This is a genomic window from Pseudomonas edaphica, assembly GCF_965277385.1.
GTDB classification, from domain to species: Bacteria; Pseudomonadota; Gammaproteobacteria; order Pseudomonadales; family Pseudomonadaceae; genus Aquipseudomonas; species Aquipseudomonas edaphica.
Map to the genome: position 1 here is coordinate 2,663,794 of NZ_OZ255725.1, position 22,815 is coordinate 2,686,608.

The 22,815-nt window shown below is 61.4% G+C and carries 20 protein-coding genes and 1 riboswitch; of the genes, 6 read left to right on the forward strand and 14 right to left on the reverse strand.

Translation table 11 applies throughout. From position 1 onward, the window contains the following. Positions 1–10 precede the first annotated feature (10 nt). From ACQY47_RS12150 to ACQY47_RS12180, 7 genes are all read right to left on the reverse strand, one after another. Complete coding sequence (locus ACQY47_RS12150; RefSeq protein WP_177023483.1) at positions 11–532, reverse strand: retropepsin-like aspartic protease family protein; 522 nt, start codon at positions 530–532, stop codon at positions 11–13. Beyond that, the gene (locus ACQY47_RS12155) at positions 529–1,524 is read right to left on the reverse strand and encodes an esterase-like activity of phytase family protein (protein WP_170039105.1); all 996 of its coding nucleotides are present in this window, start codon (positions 1,522–1,524) and stop codon (positions 529–531) included. Before ACQY47_RS12155 ends, ACQY47_RS12150 begins: the two co-directional genes overlap by 4 nt. Continuing rightward, positions 1,524–3,428 (reverse strand): DNA topoisomerase IV subunit B, encoded by a 1,905-nt coding sequence (gene parE / locus ACQY47_RS12160; protein WP_099548087.1) that lies wholly within the window; start codon positions 3,426–3,428, stop codon positions 1,524–1,526. Before parE ends, ACQY47_RS12155 begins: the two co-directional genes overlap by 1 nt. Positions 3,429–3,472: 44 nt before the next feature. Further along, positions 3,473–4,081, reverse strand: a complete 609-nt coding sequence (locus ACQY47_RS12165; RefSeq protein WP_099548086.1) for a YqiA/YcfP family alpha/beta fold hydrolase — start codon at positions 4,079–4,081, stop codon at positions 3,473–3,475. A 179-nt stretch (positions 4,082–4,260) separates the two neighbouring features. After that, entirely contained in the window at positions 4,261–5,076 is an 816-nt protein-coding gene (cpdA, locus tag ACQY47_RS12170; RefSeq protein ID WP_017138484.1) for a 3',5'-cyclic-AMP phosphodiesterase, read from the reverse strand. An 86-nt stretch (positions 5,077–5,162) separates the two neighbouring features. Continuing rightward, a complete protein-coding gene (locus ACQY47_RS12175; RefSeq protein ID WP_123716136.1) occupies positions 5,163–5,612 on the reverse strand; it encodes a DUF1249 domain-containing protein in 450 nt (149 codons plus the stop codon). Beyond that, positions 5,603–6,220: an NUDIX domain-containing protein gene (locus tag ACQY47_RS12180; RefSeq protein WP_017138486.1), complete on the reverse strand. Its 618-nt coding sequence runs from the start codon at positions 6,218–6,220 to the stop codon at positions 5,603–5,605. The genes ACQY47_RS12175 and ACQY47_RS12180 overlap by 10 nt, the downstream gene beginning before the upstream one ends. Positions 6,221–6,414: 194 nt before the next feature. Between ACQY47_RS12180 and ACQY47_RS12185 the strand changes: the two genes are divergently transcribed. Then, a complete protein-coding gene (locus ACQY47_RS12185) occupies positions 6,415–7,161 on the forward strand; it encodes an RsiV family protein (RefSeq protein ID WP_428557157.1) in 747 nt (248 codons plus the stop codon). On the opposite strand, the gene cytX is transcribed toward ACQY47_RS12185, so the two are convergent. Together cytX and thiC are read right to left on the reverse strand one after the other, a co-directional pair. Then, positions 7,130–8,419: a putative hydroxymethylpyrimidine transporter CytX gene (gene cytX, locus ACQY47_RS12190; protein WP_428557158.1), complete on the reverse strand. Its 1,290-nt coding sequence runs from the start codon at positions 8,417–8,419 to the stop codon at positions 7,130–7,132. The two genes, ACQY47_RS12185 and cytX, sit on opposite strands and share 32 nt — an antisense overlap. A gap of 139 nt (positions 8,420–8,558) precedes the next feature. Beyond that, entirely contained in the window at positions 8,559–10,463 is a 1,905-nt protein-coding gene (thiC, locus tag ACQY47_RS12195; RefSeq protein WP_138453474.1) for a phosphomethylpyrimidine synthase ThiC, read from the reverse strand. Between the two features lie 147 nt (positions 10,464–10,610). Beyond that, a riboswitch (TPP riboswitch) is annotated at positions 10,611–10,716 on the reverse strand. A gap of 196 nt (positions 10,717–10,912) precedes the next feature. Here thiC and ACQY47_RS12200 point away from each other — a divergent pair. Then, a complete protein-coding gene (locus ACQY47_RS12200; protein WP_026013800.1) occupies positions 10,913–12,352 on the forward strand; it encodes a TolC family outer membrane protein in 1,440 nt (479 codons plus the stop codon). A gap of 137 nt (positions 12,353–12,489) precedes the next feature. On the opposite strand, the gene waaA is transcribed toward ACQY47_RS12200, so the two are convergent. After that, on the reverse strand, positions 12,490–13,767 hold the full coding sequence (gene waaA, locus ACQY47_RS12205) for a lipid IV(A) 3-deoxy-D-manno-octulosonic acid transferase (protein ID WP_428557159.1): 1,278 nt from the start codon (positions 13,765–13,767) through the stop codon (positions 12,490–12,492). Positions 13,768–13,790: 23 nt separating this feature from the next. After that, positions 13,791–14,681 carry a LysR family transcriptional regulator gene (locus tag ACQY47_RS12210; protein ID WP_428557160.1) on the reverse strand — a complete coding sequence of 297 codons (891 nt, stop codon included), beginning with the start codon at positions 14,679–14,681 and terminating at the stop codon, positions 13,791–13,793. Between the two features lie 103 nt (positions 14,682–14,784). Here ACQY47_RS12210 and ACQY47_RS12215 point away from each other — a divergent pair, with 103 nt between their 5' ends. The 4 genes from ACQY47_RS12215 to ACQY47_RS12230 all read left to right on the forward strand — a co-directional run bounded on the left by ACQY47_RS12215 (position 14,785) and on the right by ACQY47_RS12230 (position 18,238). Next, on the forward strand, positions 14,785–15,120 hold the full coding sequence (locus tag ACQY47_RS12215) for a DMT family transporter (protein WP_017138493.1): 336 nt from the start codon (positions 14,785–14,787) through the stop codon (positions 15,118–15,120). A gap of 138 nt (positions 15,121–15,258) precedes the next feature. Continuing rightward, the gene (locus ACQY47_RS12220; RefSeq protein ID WP_428557161.1) at positions 15,259–16,428 is read left to right on the forward strand and encodes an NAD(P)/FAD-dependent oxidoreductase; all 1,170 of its coding nucleotides are present in this window, start codon (positions 15,259–15,261) and stop codon (positions 16,426–16,428) included. Then, positions 16,425–17,237 (forward strand): aldo/keto reductase, encoded by an 813-nt coding sequence (locus ACQY47_RS12225; protein WP_428557162.1) that lies wholly within the window; start codon positions 16,425–16,427, stop codon positions 17,235–17,237. Before ACQY47_RS12220 ends, ACQY47_RS12225 begins: the two co-directional genes overlap by 4 nt. A gap of 41 nt (positions 17,238–17,278) precedes the next feature. Then, complete coding sequence (locus ACQY47_RS12230; protein ID WP_017138496.1) at positions 17,279–18,238, forward strand: hypothetical protein; 960 nt, start codon at positions 17,279–17,281, stop codon at positions 18,236–18,238. A gap of 141 nt (positions 18,239–18,379) precedes the next feature. Here the strand turns inward: ACQY47_RS12230 and ACQY47_RS12235 are convergent, their stop codons facing one another. The 3 genes from ACQY47_RS12235 to msbA form a co-directional block, all read right to left on the reverse strand. Continuing rightward, on the reverse strand, positions 18,380–19,315 hold the full coding sequence (locus tag ACQY47_RS12235; protein WP_017138497.1) for an NAD-dependent epimerase/dehydratase family protein: 936 nt from the start codon (positions 19,313–19,315) through the stop codon (positions 18,380–18,382). Continuing rightward, the gene (gene hldE / locus ACQY47_RS12240) at positions 19,308–20,732 is read right to left on the reverse strand and encodes a bifunctional D-glycero-beta-D-manno-heptose-7-phosphate kinase/D-glycero-beta-D-manno-heptose 1-phosphate adenylyltransferase HldE (RefSeq protein ID WP_017138498.1); all 1,425 of its coding nucleotides are present in this window, start codon (positions 20,730–20,732) and stop codon (positions 19,308–19,310) included. The genes ACQY47_RS12235 and hldE overlap by 8 nt, the downstream gene beginning before the upstream one ends. A 216-nt stretch (positions 20,733–20,948) precedes the next feature. Further along, positions 20,949–22,754, reverse strand: a complete 1,806-nt coding sequence (gene msbA / locus ACQY47_RS12245) for a lipid A export permease/ATP-binding protein MsbA (RefSeq protein ID WP_017138499.1) — start codon at positions 22,752–22,754, stop codon at positions 20,949–20,951. Positions 22,755–22,815 lie beyond the last annotated feature (61 nt).

Genomic DNA, 22,815 nt, shown 5'->3' on the forward strand with positions numbered 1-22,815 from the left:
GCGGGCCTCATCATTGTTTGGTCTGGCGCAGCAGCATGGTGCCGCTGCGCTGGGTAAATTCAAGTTGTTTCAATGCACTCATGCCCAACAGTACCTGCTCACCGCCCAAGCCCGGCGCTACCAGCGCGCGGACGTCCTGCAGGACAATATCGCCCAGCTTCAGGCGATCAAGGCGGGTGCGGTAGCCCTGGCTACGCCCATTGGCGGTGCTCAAGGTCACGGGCAGGCCGCGCTTGAGCCCGAGGCGGTCGGCCAATTCGGCCGGCACCGCCACATCGGTCGCGCCGGTGTCGAGCATAAACTCCACCGGCGATCCGTTGATCTGGCCGCTGGCGACAAAATGCCCTTGGCCGTTGCCCAGCAATTTTACTTCGATGTAACCCTCATGCTGCTCTGAGGTCACCACCGCATTGGGGTTTTCCTGACGCGCTTCCCACTGCCCAAAAAAACGCGTGGCCAAAAACAGCCCGGCGCCCCATGCCACGAACATCAGTACACGTCCGGCACGTTTGCCGGGCGGCGCTGCCGTCATGGTTGGGCGCCCCAGCCACCGGCCGGCGCGGCAAAACGATAGACCACCGGGCGTTTTTCACCGTCGGCACGCGGGCCAAAATTATTGTCGATACCCAACCACACACCTTCGGCATCCACCACCAGGGCTTCGGCCAAGCCATAAGGCTGGGCATAACGCCGGTTCGGTGTCAGGGTTTCGTCGGCAAACGACCAGCACAGCTCGACTTTGGCCGTGACCGCATCGCGCCGGCAAATCTGGAACGCATTGCGCTCCAGGGTAAACAGCTTGCCGTTAAACAGCGCCAGGTCGGCAAAGTCCTTGGACACCGCCTTGGCGTTGGTGAACTGTGCCGGTTGCACTTCCTGGCCGGCCTCGCTCAGCAACACACAGGGCCCATCGCAATCCCACACGCTCTGGCCACGCTTGATCGAGATCAACCCTCGTCGCTCTCGCTCGGCGGCCAGCCAGATCTGATTGCCTTCGGGGTTGATCGCCAAACCTTCGAACAAGGCATTGAAGTGCAGCAACATCCCACTGGCCCGCGCTTCGCGGACCATGCCCGGAGCAATCTTCAACCATTGCGGCGCACCGTTCACCGGCACTTGCAGCACCGCCGCATGGGCTTCACTGACAATGTAGCGGTTGCCGGCGGCGTCACAGGTGATGCCTTCAAAATCCAGGTCGCCGCCACGAATGAACGACGCAGCCTTGGTGCGCGAACGCAAACCCCAAGGCAGGCCGGACTCGGGTACCGGCGGCACCTCGATCTTTACAGTTTCGGCCTTCCAGGTCGGCGCGCTGATATCGAGGCGATAGATCTGGTCGTCATCACGGTCGGAAACCGTCCACAGGTCCTGGCCACACAGCGCCAGGCCCGACAGGTTGCCACCGCGCATGCCGTCCACCGGGTGTTCGGAGACTAATTTAAGCTCAGCCACGGGCGCGGCCACCGCTTGGGTGGCCGCCAACCCGCTCAACATCAGGATCGCCAGGGCGAAACCTGTGCGCATCAGCCCAGCACCTCGGCCAGGTTACCTTTGGACTCCAGCCAGGCTTTGCGGTCCGGCGCACGCTTCTTCGCCAGCAGCATGTCCATCATTTCCGACGTGCCGGCGAAGTCTTCCAGGGTCAACTGCACCAGGCGCCGCGTGTTCGGGTCCATGGTGGTTTCGCGCAGCTGCGGCGGGTTCATCTCACCCAGGCCTTTGAATCGCGTGACCTGTGGCTTGCCGCGTTTCTTCTCGGCCACCAAGCGGTCGAGGATGCCATCGCGCTCGGCTTCGTCCAGGGCGTAGAAAATCTCTTTGCCCAGGTCGATACGGTACAAGGGCGGCATGGCGACGTAGACGTGGCCGGCATCCACCAACGGGCGGAAGTGCTGCACAAACAGTGCGCAGAGCAACGTGGCGATGTGCAGGCCGTCGGAGTCGGCGTCGGCGAGGATGCAGATCTTGCCGTAGCGCAGCTGGCTCATGTCCGCCGCGCCTGGGTCTACACCAATCGCCACGGCGATGTTGTGCACTTCCTGGCTGGCCAGGACTTCGCTGCCGTCGACTTCCCAGGTGTTGAGGATCTTGCCGCGCAACGGCAGGATCGCCTGGAACTCTTTGTCCCGCGCTTGCTTGGCGGAACCGCCGGCGGAGTCACCTTCGACCAGGAACAGCTCAGAGCGCATCGGGTCTTGCCCGGCGCAATCGGCCAATTTGCCTGGGAGTGCCGGGCCTTGGGTGATGCGCTTGCGCTCGACTTTCTTGCTGGCCTTCAGGCGACGACCGGCGTTGTTGATCGCCAGCTCCGCCAGGGCCAGGCCCAGTTCCGGGTGCTCGTTGAGCCACAGGCTGAACGCGTCCTTGACCACACCGGAGACAAACGCCGCCGCCTCGCGGGACGACAAACGCTCTTTGGTCTGGCCGGAGAACTGCGGCTCCTGCATCTTCATCGACAGCACGAACGCGATGCGCTCCCACACGTCTTCCGGCGCCAGCTTCACGCCGCGCGGCAACAGGCTGCGGTATTCGCAGAACTCGCGCATGGCGTCCAGCAAACCCTGGCGCAAACCGTTGACGTGGGTGCCGCCCTGGGCGGTGGGGATCAGGTTGACGTAGCTTTCCTGCACGCTGTCGCCACCTTCGGGCAACCACAGCAGTGCCCAGTCGACGGCTTCCTTATTCCCCGCCAGGCTGCCGCAGAACGGCTCGTTAGGCAGGCGTTCAAAGTCGCTGACCGAGTCTTCCAGGTAGGAGCGCAGGCCATCTTCGTAGTGCCATTCGACCTTTTCGCCGGTGCCTTTGTCTTCAAAGCTGACCAGCAGGCCCGGGCACAATACCGCCTTGGCCTTGAGTACGTGCTTGAGGCGGCTGATGGAGAATTTTGGCGAATCGAAGTATTTCGGGTCCGGCGCGAAGTACACGCTGGTGCCGGTGTTGCGCTTGCCAACGGTACCGACGACCTCCAGGTCGGTGGCTTTGTAGCCATCGGCAAAGGTCATCTGGTACTCGTTGCCGTCGCGCTTGACCTTGACCCGCACCAGGGTCGACAGGGCGTTGACCACGGAAATACCCACACCGTGCAAGCCACCGGAGAACTGGTAGTTCTTGTTGGAGAACTTGCCGCCCGCATGGAGCTTGGTAAGGATCAGCTCGACGCCCGACACACCCTCTTCCGGGTGAATGTCCACCGGCATGCCGCGACCATCGTCGGACACTTCCAGGGAATGGTCGGCGTGGAGGATGACTTGTACCGACTTGGCATGCCCGGCCAAGGCTTCGTCGACGCTGTTGTCGATGACTTCCTGGGCAAGGTGGTTCGGCCGACTGGTGTCGGTGTACATGCCGGGGCGTTTGCGCACCGGGTCGAGGCCCGAGAGGACTTCGATGGCGTCGGCGTTATAAGAGCTAGCGCTGGGAGTGGCCATGGGGTCTCGTCGTGAGTCGTTCGATTAAAAAGTGCCCCTGGACTTTACAGTGCTGCAAAGTCGAAGGATTGATACTGATCTGCGCCAATGCCGGCAAAACTCAACATGGCCGGCAATTGCTGGGCGAACCCCTGGTAACCATGGTCGCCACCGGCCTGGATGCGCAAGGCACAGGCCCGGTAATACTGCTGGGCGAGGCGATAATCCAGGGTTTCATCCCCGGTCTGCAACCACACTTGATAACGCGCGGCATCCTGGGGCGCCGGCACTTCCAGTTCGGCCAGGGCCGTGACGTGGTCGTGGGTCAGCTCCCAGGTTTCATCGGTGTAGAGGTTCTTCTGGGTGCCCAGGTAACCGTCAAACATCCGATGCGGGCTGACCGCCGGGTTCACCAGCAGCGCCTTGAGGCCATGGCGTTCGGCAAGATGGGTTGCATAGTAGCCGCCGAGTGAGCTTCCCACCAGCAGCGGCCGCCCCAGTTCCGCAATGGCCTCTTCCAATTGAGGAATCGCCTGACGCGGGTGGTGATGCAGGGCCGGCACACGCAATTGGTCGCTCAAACCGAGGCTGTCCATCACGGTGCTCAACTGGGTGGCCTTGTTGGACGCAGGCGCGCTGTTGAAACCGTGGATATATAGAATCGACGCGGACATGCCGGGCTCTCCGTGCATCAGCCAAAGAGGCGCAGTTTACAGGGAATACAGGCAGAAGCGGATCGAATGTGGGAGCTGGCTTGCCTGCGATGGCGGCGGATCAGTTAGCTATTGATTAACTGGCCCACCGCTATCGCAGGCGAGCCAGCTCCCACATGTTGATAAGTGTTTGCAACGTATTAGTAGCCGTTGCTGCCGTAGTCGACGGTGAAGGCGAAGTCCTTGACCCGCTCCACGCCCGTCTCCAACCGTCCGTCGGCATGCAATCGCAGCCAGCGATACCCCGGCGCCTGCTCGCTGACCTTGAAGTCCTCGCTGCCCGGCGCGAACTGGATACAGGTGGACGGCGACGCCAGCAGGCGCACGTCGTTGCGCTCGCGGTCGATTTCCTGGTGAACATGGCCCCACAGCACTGCTTTTACCTGTGGGAAACGGTCGAGTACGGCAAACAGGGCTTCAGGGTTGCGCAGGCCGATGGGCTCCATCCACGCACAACCGATGGACACCGGATGATGGTGAAAACACACCAGATGATGACGGTTTGGCGCCTCGCTCAGGGCTTGGGCGAGCAATTGCAATTGCGAATCCTGCAAATAACCGGGGACCGAACCCGGAACCGCCGAATCCAGCAGGGTGACGCGCCAATTGCCGATATCGACCACCGGCTCGAGCAAATCGCTGTGCACGGCCGCGTGGGCCATGATCTGCGGCTCGTCGTGGTTGCCAGGAATCCAGCGCGCCGGCGCGTCGATCTGCCGAGTCAGGTCGCGAAATAGCTGGTAAGACTCAAGCGTGCCGTCCTGGGACAAGTCTCCCGTGGCCAGCACCAAATCGATCTGCGGCTGTTGCTCGCGCACCAAACCAATCACCCGCTGCAGGCTGTCGCGGGTGTTCATGCCCAGCAGCGAACCGTCGGCCTCGGCAAACAGGTGGCTGTCGGACAACTGCACCAGCAGCACCGACGCATCAGGGTTCACAGCGGATACGCTCGGCAAGGCGCTCTCCCAGGGCAATCACAGGAATGGATAGGTAGCGCGATTATGCTGGGGCAGGACACAAAGAGGAAAGACGCAGTTCACATCTAGCGCACGACTTCGAATTCATGGCCCAGGGCCAGGCAGTGACTCAACCATTCGCCGAGGAACACATTGAGTTGTGCTTTCTCATCGGGCTGGTGCATGAACACATTCGGATAAGGATAGATGCTGCGAAAGCGTCGCGCGTGTTCTGCGCTGATGACTTCGGCCATGCGGGCATCGTGATACACCTGAACCTCCAGCTGCGGCACCGGCAGCCAGGGCAGGCTGTGCTCCTGGCGCACCCGCAGGGTGGTGGTGTACGGGCAGTTGACGATGACCTCAAGGGTCAGCACGCCCAGCATCTGGTCGCCATGGGTCACGGCAATACGCCGCGCCTCGGGGGCGTGACGCATGTCGGGGAGCAGGCGCATCAGCCGCGCATAATTGGCCTCGCAGGCGGCTTGCAGCCCGATCAGGTCAACCCGGTATCGTTCCCGTACCTTTACTGCCATAACCCCCTCACTTCCGCGCGATTAAGCGCAAGCCATTGCAGGGCGATAATGCTGGCTGCGTTGGAAATTTTGCCGTCACGCACCGCTTGCAGGGCATCTTCAAAGGCCCAGGGGGTGACGCGGATATCTTCTGCTTCTTCTTCCAGTCCATGGACGCCACCTGCACCTGAGCTGTCGCAACGACCGAGGTACAAGTGCACGAATTCGGTACTGCCACCGGGCGACGGGAAATATTTGGTGATCGGCCACAGCGCAGAGAACGTAAGGCCAGCTTCCTCCTCGGCTTCGCGGTGTGCAACCTCCTCCGGTTGTTCGTCCTTATCAATCAGCCCCGCGACCATTTCCACCAGCCACGGGTTGCCGGTACGGCCCATGGCGCCGATACGGAACTGCTCGATCAACACCACTTCATCGCGCTGCGGGTCGTAGGGCAGCACGCACACCGCATCATGACGCACAAAGACTTCACGATTGATCACCCGGCTCATGCCGCCATCGAACTTCTCGTGGCGCAGTTGCACGCGATCAAGCTGGTAAAAGCCCTTATAGGCATTGTCGCGCTGAACGATCTCGATGGTGTTCGGCGTCGATTTGGCAATGTCCGTCATATCCTTCCTCGTTACGCAGGTGCAATTCGCGCCATCCTAACGCGCCCATGGCCCTTGATGCAGCCCCTTTCCGGTTGCCGGGATAGACGGCGGACGTCAAACTCACTCTAATCAGCTTAGTGGCGAACTGACGGCTTTGTTCGCAGTCGAAGCGCTACTCTTTTTCGCTTTCCATCGATTTCCGAAGGACGCACATGTCGCTTTTAAAAATCGCCTCCGTGGCCTGTATTGCCTTGACTCTGGGCGCTTGCCAGAGCCTGTTCCAGCCCAGCTACCTCAAGCCCCTGGACACCAAGCCGGACACTTCCGAACAAATCAAACCCGGCTGCAACAGCCCGGAATGCCCACTGGTGAACATCGACACCGTGCACTTCCCCAGCGAGCCGCAGTTGGACAGCATTGTTGAGCAACGCCTGCTGCAAATGACCCGCACCACGCCCGGCGCCAGCGTGCCGCCGACCCTGAATGCCTACCGCGACAAGTTCCTGCGTGAGTCGCCCAACCGCAACAGCATGTACTTGCAAGCCAAGGTACGTGAGCAGCATGACGGACTGGTGATCGTTGAAGTGTCCAGTTATCTGGATACCGGCACCGTCCATGGCGAGCCCGGCCGCGGTTTCATCAACTATTCACGCCTGCTGCACAAAGAGCTGAGCCTGGCCGACATGTTGCTGCCGGGCCAGGAACAGGCGTTCTGGAACACCGCGAAAGTCGCCCACAACAGCTGGCTGATCAATTCGCAGATGGACCGCGACCCGGAGTTCGTGAAGAGCTGGCCGTTCCAGAAAACCCCGAACGTGGCCCTGACCAGCGCCGGTGTGGTGCTCAAGTACAACGTGAGCACCATCGCCCCTTACGCATTGGGGCTGATCGAAATGACCATCCCCTATGCGCGCCTCACCGGCGTGCTCAAGCCTGAGCTGATGCCTGCGCGCCACTGACCGCACGCCCTAACACCAGCTGTAACAACCCTGCCAGTACCAGTGCCGGCAGGGTTGCGCCGATATCCGGATACAGGTTGGCCAGCAAGTGATAGGTGGCGATGCCACCCAGCCAGGCCACCAGCGCCGGCCAATGCAGGTTGGCAACCGTGCCTTGGCCACGGTGACGCAGGATAAAGTGATCCACCAGCACCACGCCAAACAGCGGCGCAAACACCGAGCCGATCAGCAGCAGGAAGTTCTGATACTGCGCCAGCGGCGCCAGGCAGGCGATCAAGGTGCAGATCACACCGATGGCCAAGGCCAGGTGCTCGACCTTCAAGCGCAACAGAATCCCGCTGGACACCGCCGCCGAGTGAATATCGGCAAAGGCGTTTTCCGACTCGTCCAACAGGATCAGCAGCAACGGAATGCCCAAGCCAGCACCGGCCAGCGCCAGCAACAGCGCATTCACTTCACCACTGGGCGCAAACGCCAGGGTGTAGGCCACGCCCAGGCTCATCAGCCAGAAGTTACCGATAAAGAAGCCCAACGCCGTACCGCCGAACACGCTTTTGGCGCGCTGGCCGAAGCGTGAGTAGTCGGCGATAAGCGGCAACCACGACAGCGGCATGGCGATGGCAATATCAAAGCCCACCGCAAACGGCATCGAGCCGTCACCGGACTTGGCCCACAACGTCGTGAGGTCAGCCTTGGCGAACAGGTTCCAGGTCAGCCACAGGCAGGCGGCGAGCAGCAGCCAGATGCCCCATTTACGCAGGATCTGGCGCACGAATGTCAGCGGCCCGCTGACCGCCAGCAACGTCGCCAAGCCACCGAAAAACAGGGTCCACAGCAATGGGCTGGCGAGCAGGCTGCCCTCGCTGAACGCGCGGGCGCCCAGCAAGCTGGCGGCGTCGCGCATCACGATGATCTCGAACGAGCCCCAGCCGACCAGTTGTAAAAGGTTCAGCAGTGCCGGCAGGCTCGCGCCCTTGGCGCCGAGGCTGAGTTTGAGCGCGGCCATGGCGGACAGGCCGGTGTCGCTGCCGATCACACCGACGGCGGCCAGCAGCAACACGCCGACCAGCGTGCCGAGAAAAATCGCCAGCAACGAGCCGGACAAGCCCAGGCCCGGCGCGAGCAAGGCGCCGGTTTGCAGGACCATCAGGCCGATGCCAAGGGAGAACCACAGGGAGAACAGGTCGCGGGCGCCGAACACGCGTTTGTCAGCCGGCACCGCGATTTCAGGAGAGTAAGTACTCGGTTGAATGCTCAAGGGTGTTATCTCTGAGGGACAGGTGTTGTTTGAGAGATCGCTATCGCGGGCAAGCCCGGCTCCCACATTTGAACGCATTTCAAATGTGGGAGCCGGGCTTGCCCGCGATGAGGCCCGTACAGGCACATCCAATTGCGGATCAGACCTTCTTGTACAGCTGACTGCCTTCCTGCTTGAACCGTTCCGCCTGCTCGGCCAAGCCCTTGGCCACGTCCACATCCACCGCTTCAATGCGTTGGTTGGCGGCGTACTCGCGTACTTCCTGGGTAATTTTCATCGAGCAGAATTTCGGCCCGCACATCGAGCAGAAATGCGCGACCTTGGCCGAGTCCTTCGGCAGGGTTTCATCGTGATAGGAACGTGCGGTGTCCGGGTCCAGACCGAGGTTGAACTGGTCTTCCCAGCGGAACTCGAAGCGCGCCTTGCTCAAGGCGTTGTCACGAATCTGCGCGCCCGGATGCCCCTTGGCCAAGTCCGCAGCGTGCGCGGCGATCTTGTAGGTGATGATCCCGGTCTTCACGTCATCCTTGTTCGGCAAACCCAAGTGTTCCTTGGGCGTGACATAGCAGAGCATGGCGCAACCGAACCAGCCGATCATCGCCGCACCGATACCCGAGGTGATGTGGTCGTAGCCCGGTGCGATGTCGGTGGTCAGCGGGCCGAGGGTGTAGAACGGCGCCTCATCGCAGCACTCCAGCTGCTTGTCCATGTTCTCCTTGATCAACTGCATCGGCACGTGGCCCGGGCCTTCGATCATGGTTTGCACGTCGTGCTTCCAGGCGATTTTGGTCAGCTCGCCGAGGGTTTCCAGTTCGCCGAATTGCGCAGCATCGTTGGCGTCGGCAATCGAGCCTGGGCGCAAGCCGTCGCCAAGGGAGAAGCTGACGTCATAGGCCTTCATGATTTCGCAGATTTCGTCGAAATGCGTGTAGGTAAAGTTCTCTTTGTGGTGCGCCAGGCACCACTTGGCCATGATCGAACCGCCACGGGACACGATGCCGGTCACGCGTTTGGCAGTCAGCGGCACATAGCGCAGCAGCACGCCTGCGTGGATGGTGAAGTAGTCGACGCCCTGCTCGGCCTGTTCGATCAGGGTGTCGCGGAACAGCTCCCACGTCAGGTCTTCGGCGGCGCCGCCGACTTTTTCCAAGGCTTGATAGATCGGAACGGTGCCAATCGGCACCGGCGAGTTGCGGATGATCCACTCGCGGGTTTCGTGGATGTGCTTGCCAGTGGACAGGTCCATCACCGTGTCCGAACCCCAGCGAATGCCCCAGGTCAGTTTCGCCACTTCTTCTTCAATGGACGAACCCAACGCACTGTTGCCGATATTGCCGTTGATCTTCACCAAGAAGTTACGGCCGATGATCATTGGCTCCAGTTCGGTGTGGTTGATGTTGGCCGGGATAATCGCGCGGCCACGGGCGATTTCTTCGCGCACAAACTCAGGCGTGATGATTTTCGGCACGCTGGCGCCGAAGCTGTGACCGGCGTGCTGCTGGTCGAGCAGGCCACTGGCACGGGCTTCTTCAAGCTTCATGTTTTCGCGGATGGCGACGTATTCCATCTCGGCGGTAATGATGCCTTTGCGCGCGTAGTGCATCTGCGTGACGTTGGCACCTGCCTTGGCGCGGCGCGGGTTCTTCACGTGGGCAAAGCGCAGTGCGGTGAGCTCAGCATCGCTGAGGCGCTGTTGGCCAAAGTGCGAACTCAGGCCGGACAGGCGCTCGGTGTCGCCACGCACTTCGATCCACGGCGAACGCACATCACCCAGGCCTTTGCGCACGTCAATGATGACGTTGGGGTCGGTGTACGGGCCGGAGGTGTCGTACACCACCACCGGTGCGTTGATTTCACCGCCGAAATCGGTGGGCGTCACGTCCAGGCTGATTTCACGCATCGGCACACGAATGTCCGGGCGAGTGCCTTGCACGTAGATTTTTTGCGAGCGGGTAAACGGCTGCACGGAGCCGGAGTCGACTTTGGCCGATTCACTCAGGTGCACGGTATTTTTTAATTTTTGGCTTTTTAATTCAGTGCTCATCACGGGCTCTCCAACTTATCCAGGCGGTGGATTTTTGTCGGAGCGAACCTGTGACGGATGGACGCACTGAAACCAGTGCTGTGCAAGGCACGAGCGCTGTTCGATTGTCGAACAACATCCCGGACGAAGCACAAGAGGACTCGCCGGGTGACGAGAAATCTTGTTCCCTACGCAGGCGTTAACCTGATCAGGTTCAACGGGATCCGGTATTTACCGATCTCAGCCTTCCAACAAGGCACCCCGACAAGAACGCGGCCAGTCTAGACCATGGTGTGGGCAAATTGCCAATAGCGGTGTATTCAGCGTGATGAATGGCGTGATTGCGGGATTGTTGCGCGGGGTCAGCGCCACTACACTCGGGCGTCGTCACAATGCTTGACGCCAGGAATGGCCAGCCTTAGCCTTGGGCGCTTAATTACAGTCGTAATATTCACACTAGGGATCGCCTCATGCTGCGCAAACTCTCACTGGCTCTTGCCGTGTCTTGTGCGACCAATGGAATGGTCTGGGCAGCTGAAGCGCCCTTGTCCGCCAAAACCGACTTGGTCAGCGTCTACCAGGAAGCGGTGAACAACAACGCCGACCTGGCCGCCGCCCGCGCTCAATATGGCGCGCAAAAAGAAGTGGTGCCCCAGGCTCGCGCCGGTTTGCTGCCGAACCTGTCGGCCGGCGCCGACAGCAATAACGTGCGCACGCAGATCGACCAACCGGCAGCCACCGTCAACCGTGACGCGCACTCCTGGCGTGCAACCTTGAGCCAGCCGCTGTTCCGCGCTGATCGCTGGTTCCAGCTGCAAGCCGCCGAAGCCGTCAACGAACAAGCTTCGCTGCAACTCTCGGCGACTGAACAGAACCTGATCCTGCAAAGCGCCGAAAGCTACTTCGCCGTGCTGCGCGCCCAGGACAACCTGGCGTCGACCAAGGCCGAAGAAAACGCCTTCAAGCGCCAGCTCGACCAGTCCAACGAACGCTTTGATGTAGGCCTGTCGGACAAGACCGACGTGCTGCAATCCCAGGCCAGCTACGACACAGCCCGCGCCAACCGCATCGTCGCCCAACGCCAGGTGGACGACGCCTTTGAGGCGCTGATCACGCTGACCAACCGCCAATACAACGCGATCCAGGGCATCGTGCACACGCTGCCGGTGCTGCCACCGGCGCCGAATGACGCCAAATCCTGGGTCGAAACCGCCGGCCGCCAAAACTTGAACTTGCTGGCCAGCAACTACGCAGTGACCGCTGCCGAAGAAACCCTGCGCCAGCGCAAGGCCGGCCACTTGCCGACCCTCGACGCCGTGGCGCAATACGAAAAAGGCGACAACGACGCGCTGGGTTTCAGCAACCCGAACCAATTGCCCGTGCCGTACGGTGGTGATGTGTCTCAGCGCACCATCGGCCTACGCCTGAATATCCCGATCTACAGCGGCGGTTTGACCAGCTCGCAAGTGCGCGAATCCTATTCACGCCTCGACCAGACGGAACAGCAACGCGAAGGCCTGCGCCGCCAGGTGGTGGAAAACACCCGTAATCTGCACCGCGCGGTGAACACCGATGTGGAACAGGTGCAGGCGCGCCGCCAGTCGATCATCTCCAACCAGAGCGCGGTGGAAGCCACGGAAATCGGCTATCAAGTGGGTACGCGCAATATCGTCGATGTGCTGGACTCACAGCGCCAGCTGTACTCGTCGGTGCGCAACTACAACAACAGCCGCTACGACTACATCCTCGACAACCTGCGTTTGAAACAGGCTGCGGGCACGCTCAGCCCTGGGGATTTACAGGACCTGACGCGTTACCTCAAGGCTGATTACAACCCGGACAAGGATTTCCTGCCGCCGGATTTGGCCAAGGCCGCCGCCGAGCAGCTCAAAGCCCGCCCCGGGTATTAACAACACAGCAAAACCAATGTGGGAGCTGGCTTGTGTGGGAGCTGGCTTGCCTGCGATGCAGGCAACTCGGTACATCAGTCATGCCCAGGTGATGCTATCGCAGGCAAGCCAGCTCCCACATTTTGGTCCGTATTGGTTCAGTGATTGAGCAGTTTGTCCAAACCATCCAGTAAGCGTTTGAGCGCACCCTGGTTGGCCTGCATCACCTTCAATCCCGCCTCTGCCATCTTGCGCGCATCCTGCGGCAGTTCGAACAACTGCCGCACGGCTTCTGCCAACCCTTGCGCATCATCCACCTCACGCAACGCCCCGGCCTCACGCATCATCGCGCTGATTTCGAGGAAGTTGAACAGGTGTGGCCCCATGATCACAGGCTTGGCCAGCGCCGCCGGTTCCAGCGGGTTGTGGCCGCCGGTAGGCACCAGGCTGCCACCTACGAAGGCGCTGTCGGCCAAGGCGTAAAGGAATAGCAGCTCGCCCATGGTGTCACCGAGCAGCACGGAGGTCTGCGCCGTCACCGGTTCAGTGCTGGAGCGGCGCACCGTGGCAAAGCCTTGTTGCTCGCACAACTCGAACATCGGCCCGAAGCGCTCCTGATGACGCGGCACCAGAATCAGCAGCGCGTTGGGGTAACTTTCGAGCAGTTGGCGATGGGCGGCCAGCACCACTTCATCCTCGCCTTCGTGGGTGCTGGCGGCGATCCACACCGGGCGCTCGGTGGCGCCCCATTGCTCGCGCAAGGCGGCGGCACGCACCGGCAGTTGCGGATCGATGGTCAGGTCGAACTTGATCGAGCCGGTGACTTCAACGGTTTGTGGTCGTGCGCCCAGGCTCAAAAAACGCTGGGCTTCGGTTTTTGTCTGCACCGCGAGCAGGCTCATCTCGGCCAGCATCGGCGCGGTCAGCTTGGCAAAGCGTGCATAACCTTTGGCCGAGCGTGCCGACAGCCGCGCATTGGCCAGCGCTACCGGAATACCACGCTGAGCGCAGGCGTGGATGTGGTTGGGCCACAGCTCGGTTTCCATGATCACGGCGAGCCTGGGCTGCACACGATCAAGAAAGCGCTTGGCGGCGCAAGGCAAGTCATAGGGCAAGTAGCAGTGCTGAATACGCGGCTCATTGGCGAACAGCGCCTGGATACGCTCCGAACCGGTGGGCGTCATGCAAGTGATGGTGATCGGCAGCGTCGGGTGGCGCTCCATCAACCCGCGAATCATCGGCGCGGCCGCGATGCTTTCGCCCACCGACACCGCATGCACCCAGATCCCGCCCGGCTGCATCACCGGCAGGCCATAGGAAAACCGCTCGCCGATACGTTTTGCATACGCCGGCGCCTTGCGCGCGCGCAGCCACAGACGTAAAGCCACCAACGGCAGCGCCAGGTAAAACAGACAGCTGTAGAGAGTTCTATTCATGGCGGCGGAGTTTATCGGCTTTTTCAGTCGATCGCCTGCAAGCACTCGGCAAATCGCTCGGTCAGGAAGCGTGCGGCCGGGCCCAGGTGCTCGTCGCGGCGCCAGACCAGCTCCACCACCAGCGCCGGCGGCGTCCATTCGCTGTCCAGCTCGACCATCTGCTGTTGATAGGCCGGGTACTGCACGATGTGCCGAGGCAGCCAGGCCCAGCCCAGGCCACTCATCAGCCATTCGGCCAATACGTAGAAGCTGTCGGCACGCCACACCAAGGGGCTCGCGGCTTCACTGCCGGGGTACACGCTGGTCTGGGTCGACATCAGCAGTTGCCGAAACTGCGCCAGGCGCTGGCAAGTCACGTATTTGTCCTGGGCCAGTGGATGATTCACGCCGCACACCGTGACCATTTCCACGCTGCCCACCACCCGCCGCTCAAGCGCTTCGGGGATCTGGTCGTGATAGAACAGCAAACCCAGGTCGGCCTTGCGCTCCACCAGCTTGCGCGCCACATCGCCTTGCGCGGCGCTGGAAAGTTGTACTTCCAGCAGCGGGTATTGCCGGGCCAACGCTTCAAGGCTGTCGAGCACCGGCTGAAATAACATGGCTTCGTCCTGGGCCAGGCGCAGGCAGGCTTCTTCACCACGGGTCAGCGACAACGCCCGACCATTGAGCCGTTCACATTGGCGCAGCACCTCACGCGCTTCTTCCAGCAACACACTGCCGGCTTCAGTCAGACGGGGCTGACGGCCGCTGCTGCGCTCGAACAGGCTAAGCCCAAGGTCCGCTTCCAGCAGGGCAATTGCGTTACTCACCGCCGATTGCGCCTTGCGCTGCCCACGCGCCACCGCCGAAAACGAGCGTTGATCGGCGACGCTGACAAACAGGCGCATCTGTTCCAGGTTCCATTGCACGCTCATGACTCAACCCATCTTTAAATCGGATAGGTAATGACTTTATCTCATCTCGCGAAGGGTTAAAATGCGGACCTAATCAAGCATGTATCACACCGAGGATTCCCCCATGAATGTTGCCTACGTTTACCTGGCCATTGCCATTTGCTCGGAAGTGATCGCGACCGTTTCCATGAAAGCCGTCAAGGGCTTGAGCACGCCGATTCCGCTGTTGCTGATGATTGTGGGGTATGGCGTGGCCTTCTGGATGCTCACGCTGGTGGTGCGCACGGTGCCGGTGGGTATCGCCTATGCGGTCTGGGCCGGACTGGGCATTGTAATGGTCAGTATCGCCGCGCTGTTTATCTACGGGCAGAAGCTGGATGTACCGGCAATGCTGGGCATGGGCCTGATTGTGCTGGGTGTGGTGGTGATTCAGCTGTTCTCGAAAACCGCCGGGCATTAGAAATGCAGCGGCAAGTTATCAGCTGCAAGCGCCAAGAAAGAGCGGTGCGAATTGCTTCTAACTTGCCGCTTGCAGCTGATAACTTGCGACTGCGCGCTATACTAGGCACCCTTTTTCTACGCCAGAGGTCCAGCGCGCATGCCTATTTCCACCGACGTTCTGATTGTCGGCGCCGGGGTTGCCGGCCTCTGGCTTAACGCACGCCTGCGCCGCCAGGGGTTTTCCACGGTGGTGGTGGAAAGCGCTACCTTGGGCGGCGGGCAAAGCGTGAAGTCCCAAGGTATCATTCACGGCGGCGCGAAATACGCCCTGCACGGCGCCCTCACCGGCGCGTCCGAAGCCATTGCCGACATGCCGCGCCGCTGGCGCGAAGCCCTGGCGGGTAACGGCGAGTTGGACCTGACCGGCGTGCGCTTGCTCTCCGAAGCCCATTACCTGTGGTCGCCCGGCACGATCGCCGGCAACCTCACCAGCTTCTTCGCCAGTAAAGCCGTGCGTGGCCGCGTCGATCAGGTCAAGGGCGACGAATTGCCGCCAGCCCTGCAGGACCGTCGCTTCAAGGGCAAAGTCTATCGCCTGGCCGAACTGGTCATCGATGTGCCCAGCCTGATCGAACGCCTGGCGCAATTGGCCGGCGACGGCTTGCTCGCCGGGCAACACATCGAACCGCTGCTTGAAGGCGATACCTTGGTGGGCCTGAAGGTCGATGGCCGCGAGATCCGCGCCCAGCGCATCGTGCTGAGTGCCGGTGGCGGCACCGCTGAGTTACTGACGGCCCTGGGCCTCAGCCAGCCCGCCATGCAAACCCGCCCATTGCATATGATCATCGCCAAAGGCCCTGGCCTGAAGCCGCTGTATGCGCACTGCCTGGGCGGCGGCACCAAGCCACGCCTTACCATCACCACTCACCCGGCTGCCGACGGCAACTGGGTGTGGTACATGGGCGGCGATATCGCCGAGGCGGATGGCGTGGCCCGCACACCACAAGAACAGATCGCCACTGCGCAAAAAGAGCTGGCGCAGTTACTGCCGTGGATCGACATGAGCCAGACCCAATGGGCCACCCTGCGTGTCGAGCGTGCCGAGCCGCTGCAATCGGGCCTGAGCCGCCCCGACAATGCCTTCCTCGCCGAACAAGGCCGCTTGCTGGTGGGCTGGCCGACCAAACTTGCGCTGGCGCCGGACTTCGCCGATCGTGTAATCAACGCCCTGGAACGCGACGGCATTCGTCCAAGCGCCAGCGACGCGCTGCCCGAGCTGCCAAAACCGGCCCTCGGCCAACCTGCCTGGGAGCAACTGTTGCCATGAGCCTGCCAACCCTGCACGACCTGCATCGACCACTGGGCAGCACCGGCCTGCTGGTCTCGCCGCTGGGCCTGGGCACCGTCAAGCTGGGCCGTGATCAAGGGGTGAAATACCCCAACGGCTTCCAGATTCCCAATGACGACGAAGCACGGATGTTATTGCGCCAGGCCCAGCAGTTGGGCATCAACCTGATCGACACCGCGCCGGCTTACGGGCGCAGTGAGGAGCGCCTGGGGCCACTGCTACGCGGCCAGCGCAACGACTGGGTGATTGTCAGCAAGGTCGGCGAAGAGTTTGCCGACGGCGTGTCCCATCACAATTTCAGTGCCGCGCATACGCGCATGTCCATTGAGCGCAGCTTGAAACGACTTGAAACGGATGTCATCGATCTGGTGCTGGTGCACTCCGACGGCAATGACCTGCATATCCTCAATGATTGCGAGGTGTACGAGACCCTGGCGCAGCTGAAAAAAGAGGGCAAGATCCGTGGTTTCGGCTTCTCCGGCAAAACCGTCGAAGGTGGCGTGAAGGCTCTGGAACAAGGTGATTGCGCGATGGTCACCTACAATCTGAATGAACAGGCCGAGAGAGCCGTGATCGATTACGCCGCCGCCCACGGCAAAGGCATCCTGGTGAAAAAGGCTCTGGCCAGCGGCCACGTGTGCCTTGAGCCAGGAATGGATCCAATTCATGCCAGTTTCATGCTGTTGTTTGCGCAAACGGGCGTCGCCAGTGCTATTGTCGGGACCATTAATCCGCTGCACCTGGCCCACAACGTGGCGACCGCTGCCCAGGTCATTCGTCAACTCTGATGCCGCCCACGCGGCCGACCCCGTCGCAAGAAGGAGCCGACATGCCGCGAACGCTGATTAGAAAGAACCCCAGCAACTTCAAGACACTGCCGCTGCACGTCGAAGCCACCCCCGAAGGCCTGAGTTACCAGAGCGTGGGCATGCCGCTCAACTTCGCCCAGACCCTGCAACGGCGCAAGCCGGTGGAGGTGGCAAACCCTGAACGTTTCGCCCTGGAACTGGCCAACCTCGGCGTATCGGTGCGCCTGACCCTGCATTGGCAGAACAAGGATTACTGGGTACTGGTGCGCCAGCGCCGCCAGGACCGTGGCGACGTGGTGCTCAAGCTGATCTCCGGCTACGTACCCGCCCACGAACTGAACCTGCCGCTGCACACCGCCATCCAGGAGATTGCCGAAGAATGCCTGCTGGAGACGCCCGAAGGCTGGCTGGGCGGGCGCTTCAATGACACCTGGCTGCCCGCGCCCTACTCCGCCGCGCTGCATTACCGTGAAGCCCTGCCGTTTCGCTTGAGCCCGCTGTCCGGCGCCGCTCGCCCGGTGCGCTGCGCCACCATGCAACTGATCGAGCGCCCACGAGCGTATGTGCATCTGCCGACGGCGTCGCTGCAATTGATTTATGACTTGCGCCTTGAAGTCCCCAAGGAAGCCAAGTCCTTGAGCCTGTTCCATGTGGATGAGCGCCTCGAAGGCGACCAGTTGGTGGCACGCCTGGACCGTCAGCGGCCCGACCTGTACCTGATGCCGTTGAAGGACGGCCAGCCGCTGGCAGAGTTGTACACCGTCAAGAAAGACCAGCTATACCCGGCCAGCACACGCGGCTTGTACCTGGCGGAAAGCTTCGCTCAGCAGGAAGGCTGGCTGGTGCGCGATGAGCGCATTCGCTGGAAGGATTGGCTGCGCCAACAAGGCCTGGCGGAGCCTGAGAAGGAGTCGAAGTTGAAGCGATTGGCGCAACGGGTGCTGCGCAAGATCGTGCCGAAGAAAAAGGCCAAAGGCTGACGCAAATCCAATGTGGGAGCTGGCTTGTGTGGGAGCTGGCTTGCCTGCGATGGCATCAACTGGGTTTGCCTGATGTACCGAGTTGCCTGCATCGCAGGCAAGCCAGCTCCCACACAAGCCAGCGCCCACAGATGACCGAGGTCAGCCGTTAAGCAAGCGCTCCAGGCCGACCTTCAGCGGCGTCGGCTCCGGCAGCGTAAAGCTCGCCAACAGGCGCTGGTTATTCGCCCGCGAATGGCGGATATCACCCGAGCGCGCCGGCCCGTAAGTGATCACCGGCAACTGCCCCACCACCTCTTCCAACGCCTGAAGCACCTGCTTGAGCGTGGTCGTGCGGTTCCATCCCACGTTGATCGCACCCAGTGGCGCTTCGGGCGCTTCGATGGCCTGGACCAGCACATCCACCAGGTCTTCCACGTACATGAAATCCCGGGTTTGCTCGCCGTCGCCAAACACGCTGATCGGCACACCCTGCTGCACACGCTCGCTGAAGATACTGATCACGCCGGAATACGGCGATGACGGGTCCTGGCGTGGCCCGAAAATGTTGAAGAAACGGAAAATCACCGGTTCCAGGCCATGCTGGCGGCGATAGAAATCAAAGTAGTGCTCACCCGCCAACTTGTCCGACGCGTAAGGCGTCAGCGGCGCCTTGGTGGTGTCTTCGTCAATCGAAGCACCCTCGCCGTTGTTGCCATACACCGCCGCGCTGGAGGCAAACACCACGCGCTTCACGCCAGCCTTGCGCATGGCTTCGCAGACATTCAGGGTGCCGACGAAATTGCTCTGGTGCGTGCTCACCGGATCATCCACCGAGGCCTGCACTGAAGCCACAGCAGCCAGGTGCACGACGGCGGTGGCGCCGACGGCGGCTTGCGCCACCAGCTCGGCATTGGCGACATTGCCTTCAATCAGTTGTACGCGCGGGTTATCCAGCGGCAAATTGCTGCGTTTGCCGGTGGACAAGTCATCCAGCACCCGCACGGCATAGCCTTTGGCAAGTAGCGCATCGACCAGGTGCGAGCCGATAAAGCCGGCACCTCCGGTGATCAACACCCACTTTTCAGCATTACTCATTGTTGCGGATCTTCTCGACAATGGCCGTGGTCGAGCTGTTCTCAACCAACCCCAGCACTTTGACCGTACCACCGTAAGCGCTGACGATATCGGCGCCTACGACTTGATCGACGGAGTAGTCGCCACCCTTGACCAACACGTCCGGCTTGACCTGGGCCAGCAGGTTTTCCGGGGTGCCTTCAGAGAAGCTGATCACCCAGTCGACTGCGCCGAGACCGGCCAATACGGCCATACGCCGGTCAACACTGTTGATCGGACGGCCAGGCCCCTTCAAGCGGCTGACGGAGGCATCGTCGTTGACCGCGACGATCAGGCGATCGCCTTGGGCGCGCGCCTGTTCCAGATAAGTTACGTGGCCAGCATGCAGGATGTCGAAGCAACCGTTGGTGAACACAATGCTTTCTTTGTGGGCACGGGCGTCGTCGATGGCCAGCAGCAATTGCTCGATGCCCAGCACGCCGCGCTCCGAGCCTTCGGAACGCTGGATCGCCCGGCGCAGCTCGGGTGCGCTGATAGCCGCGGTACCCAGTTTGCCCACCACAATACCCGCCGCCAGATTGGCCAGGGCCACGGCGTGGGGCAGTTCTTCACCCGCCGCAATCGAGGCGGCCAGGGTGGAGATGACGGTGTCACCGGCACCGGTGACGTCGAACACTTCACGGGCACGGGCCGGCAGGTGCATCGCCGGGTGGTCCGGGCGCAGCAGGGTCATGCCGTGCTCGCCACGGGTCACCAGCAAGGCGCCCAAGTCGAGATCGGCCATCAACGCCGCGCCTTTGGTCACCAGCTCATGCTCATCGGCGCAACCGCCGACAATGGCTTCGAACTCACTGAGGTTTGGTGTGATCAGGCTGGCGCCCCGATAAATCGAAAAGTCCTTGCCCTTGGGATCGGCCAATACCGGAATGCCGCGGGCCTTGGCGGCCTGGATCAGCATCTGGTGGTTTTTCAAGGCGCCTTTGCCGTAGTCGGACAACACCAGCACCTTGATACCTTCGAGCAGCGCGTCGACCTGGCCGCTGAGGGCCAGGGCGTCGGTGGCGAAGGGTTCTTCGAAATCGATACGCAGCAATTGCTGGTGACGGCTCATGACCCGCAGCTTGACGATGGTCGGCTGATGGGCAATGCGCTGGAACAGCGCGCGCACACCGGCACCGCGCAGGCTGTTGGCCAGGCTGTCGGCGGCTTCGTCGTCGCCGGTCACACCCACCAGGGAGGCCGGGGCGCCGAGGGCGGCAATATTGAGGGCAACGTTGGCAGCGCCACCTGGACGGTCTTCGATTTGCTCGACCTTGACTACCGGTACCGGTGCCTCAGGGGAAATCCGTGAGGTACCGCCATGCCAGTAACGGTCGAGCATGACATCGCCGACCACCAAGACAGGGGCTTGATCGAATCGCGGCATGGACAACTTCATGGAGCAACCCACATACAAAATGAACAGGGGCGCGATATTAGCACAGGGTTATGGGAGGCTTGTGGAGGGTGTGCACAGAAGATAGTGCGACGGGCCTGCCATTGAATCCACCGAGGAACACATGTGGGAGCGGGCTTGCCCGCGATGGCGGTGAATCAGTCGAAACATTCGGTGACTGACACTGCGCTATCGCGGGCAAGCCCGCTCCCACAAGGTTTAGGTGATATCGGCCGGCACCGGGGCATCCAGGCCCATGGCATGCAGGCGGGCGTAGTAGCCGTTCTGGGCCAGCAGCTCGGCGTGGCTGCCGCGCTCGACGATCCGACCGTCGTCCATCACCAGGATCAGGTCGGCCTTCTCGATGGTGGACAGGCGGTGGGCAATTACCAGGGTCGTGCGACCCTGCATGACCTTGTCCAGGGCCGCCTGAATGTGGCGCTCGGATTCGGTGTCGAGCGCCGAGGTGGCCTCGTCGAGAATCAGCAGTGGCGCGTTCTTCAGCAGGGCCCGGGCAATGGCCAGGCGCTGGCGTTGGCCGCCGGACAGCAACACGCCGTTCTCGCCCACCTGGGTATCGAAGCCTTTCGGCAACTGGTCGATGAAATCCTTGGCGTAAGCATCCGCCGCCGCCGCTTCAACGTCGGCCCGTGGCGCGCCGGCCAGGTCGCCGTAGGCGATGTTGTTGGTCACGGTGTCGCTGAACAGCGTGACATGCTGGGTCACCTGGGCAATATGCTTGCGCAGGTTAAGCAGCTTGTAGTCTTCGACCTCTACGCCGTCGAGCAGGATTTCGCCGCTTTCGTGGTGGTAGAAACGCGGGATCAGGCTGGCCAGTGTGGACTTGCCGCTGCCGGAACGGCCGACCAGGGCGATCATCTGCCCGGGCTCCGCGGTGAAGGTGATGTCCTTGAGCACATGGCGCTCGGTGCCTGGGTAGGTGAAGTTCAGGTTGCGCACTTCCAGGCGGCCACTGACCTTGTCGCGCTCGACGCTGCCGCGGTCGACTTCCTGCTCTTCGTCCAACTGTTCGAAAATGCTTTCAGCACCGGCCACGCCTTTCTGGATGGTCGAGCTGACTTCCGACAGTTGGCGGATCGGCTTGGGCAACAGCCCGGCCAACGTGATGTAAGCCACCATGTCACCGGCCGACGCGTCACCGCGAAGGTAGAGCACCAGGAACATCAGCACCGCCATGGCGGTATAGATCACCAACTGCAGCAACGGGGTGTAGATGGCCCCGGTGCGGGTCATGCGCAGTTGCTTGTCGGTGTTGCCCTGGCTGGCCTTGAAGAAGCGTTTCTCCTCGTAGACTTCACCGCCGAAGCTGCGCACCACGCGATAGCCCTGGATGGTTTCCGAAGCCACGTGGGTCACATCGCCCATGGCCACCTGGATCTTCTTGCTCTGCTTGCGGAATTTCTTGCTGGCCGTGCTGACCATCACTGCAATCAACGGCAGGATGGCGATCATCACCAGCGTCAGGCGCCAGTTCATGAACAGCAGCGAGGCAAACAGGAAGATCACCGTCATGCCTTCGCGAATCACCACCTTGATGGCATCGGTGGCCGCCCCCGTAACCATGGTCACGTTGAAGGTGATGCGCGAAATCAGGTGCCCGGAGTTGTGGTTGTCGAAATAACGGTTGGGCAGCGTCAGCAGGTTGTTGAACAGCTGCACACGCAAGTCGTGAACCAGGCCCAGGGAAACCTTGGCCAGCAAGTAGTTGCCCAGGAACGAACCCAGGCCCTGCCAGGCGGCGATCAAAATGATCAGCAACGGCACGGCTTGCAACAATTTCATGTCACGCAGGAATGGGACGCTGGGAAACAGCACGGCGTCAGGATTGGATAGGCCGTCGACAAAGTACTTGAGGATGTACCCCAGCATAGGCTGGGTCGACGCGAAAATCAGAAATCCGACAATACTCAACGCGAACAAGCCGGCGTAAGGCTTAACGTACATGAGCAGGCGGAAGTATATTTTCAAGCTCGAAGGGCTTGCGCTCGGACTAGAGTCGGTCATATCACGCGGCGTTTTGAAAAAGGAGGCTGACTTTAGCACAGCTTCTCTGTTGTACTTGCAC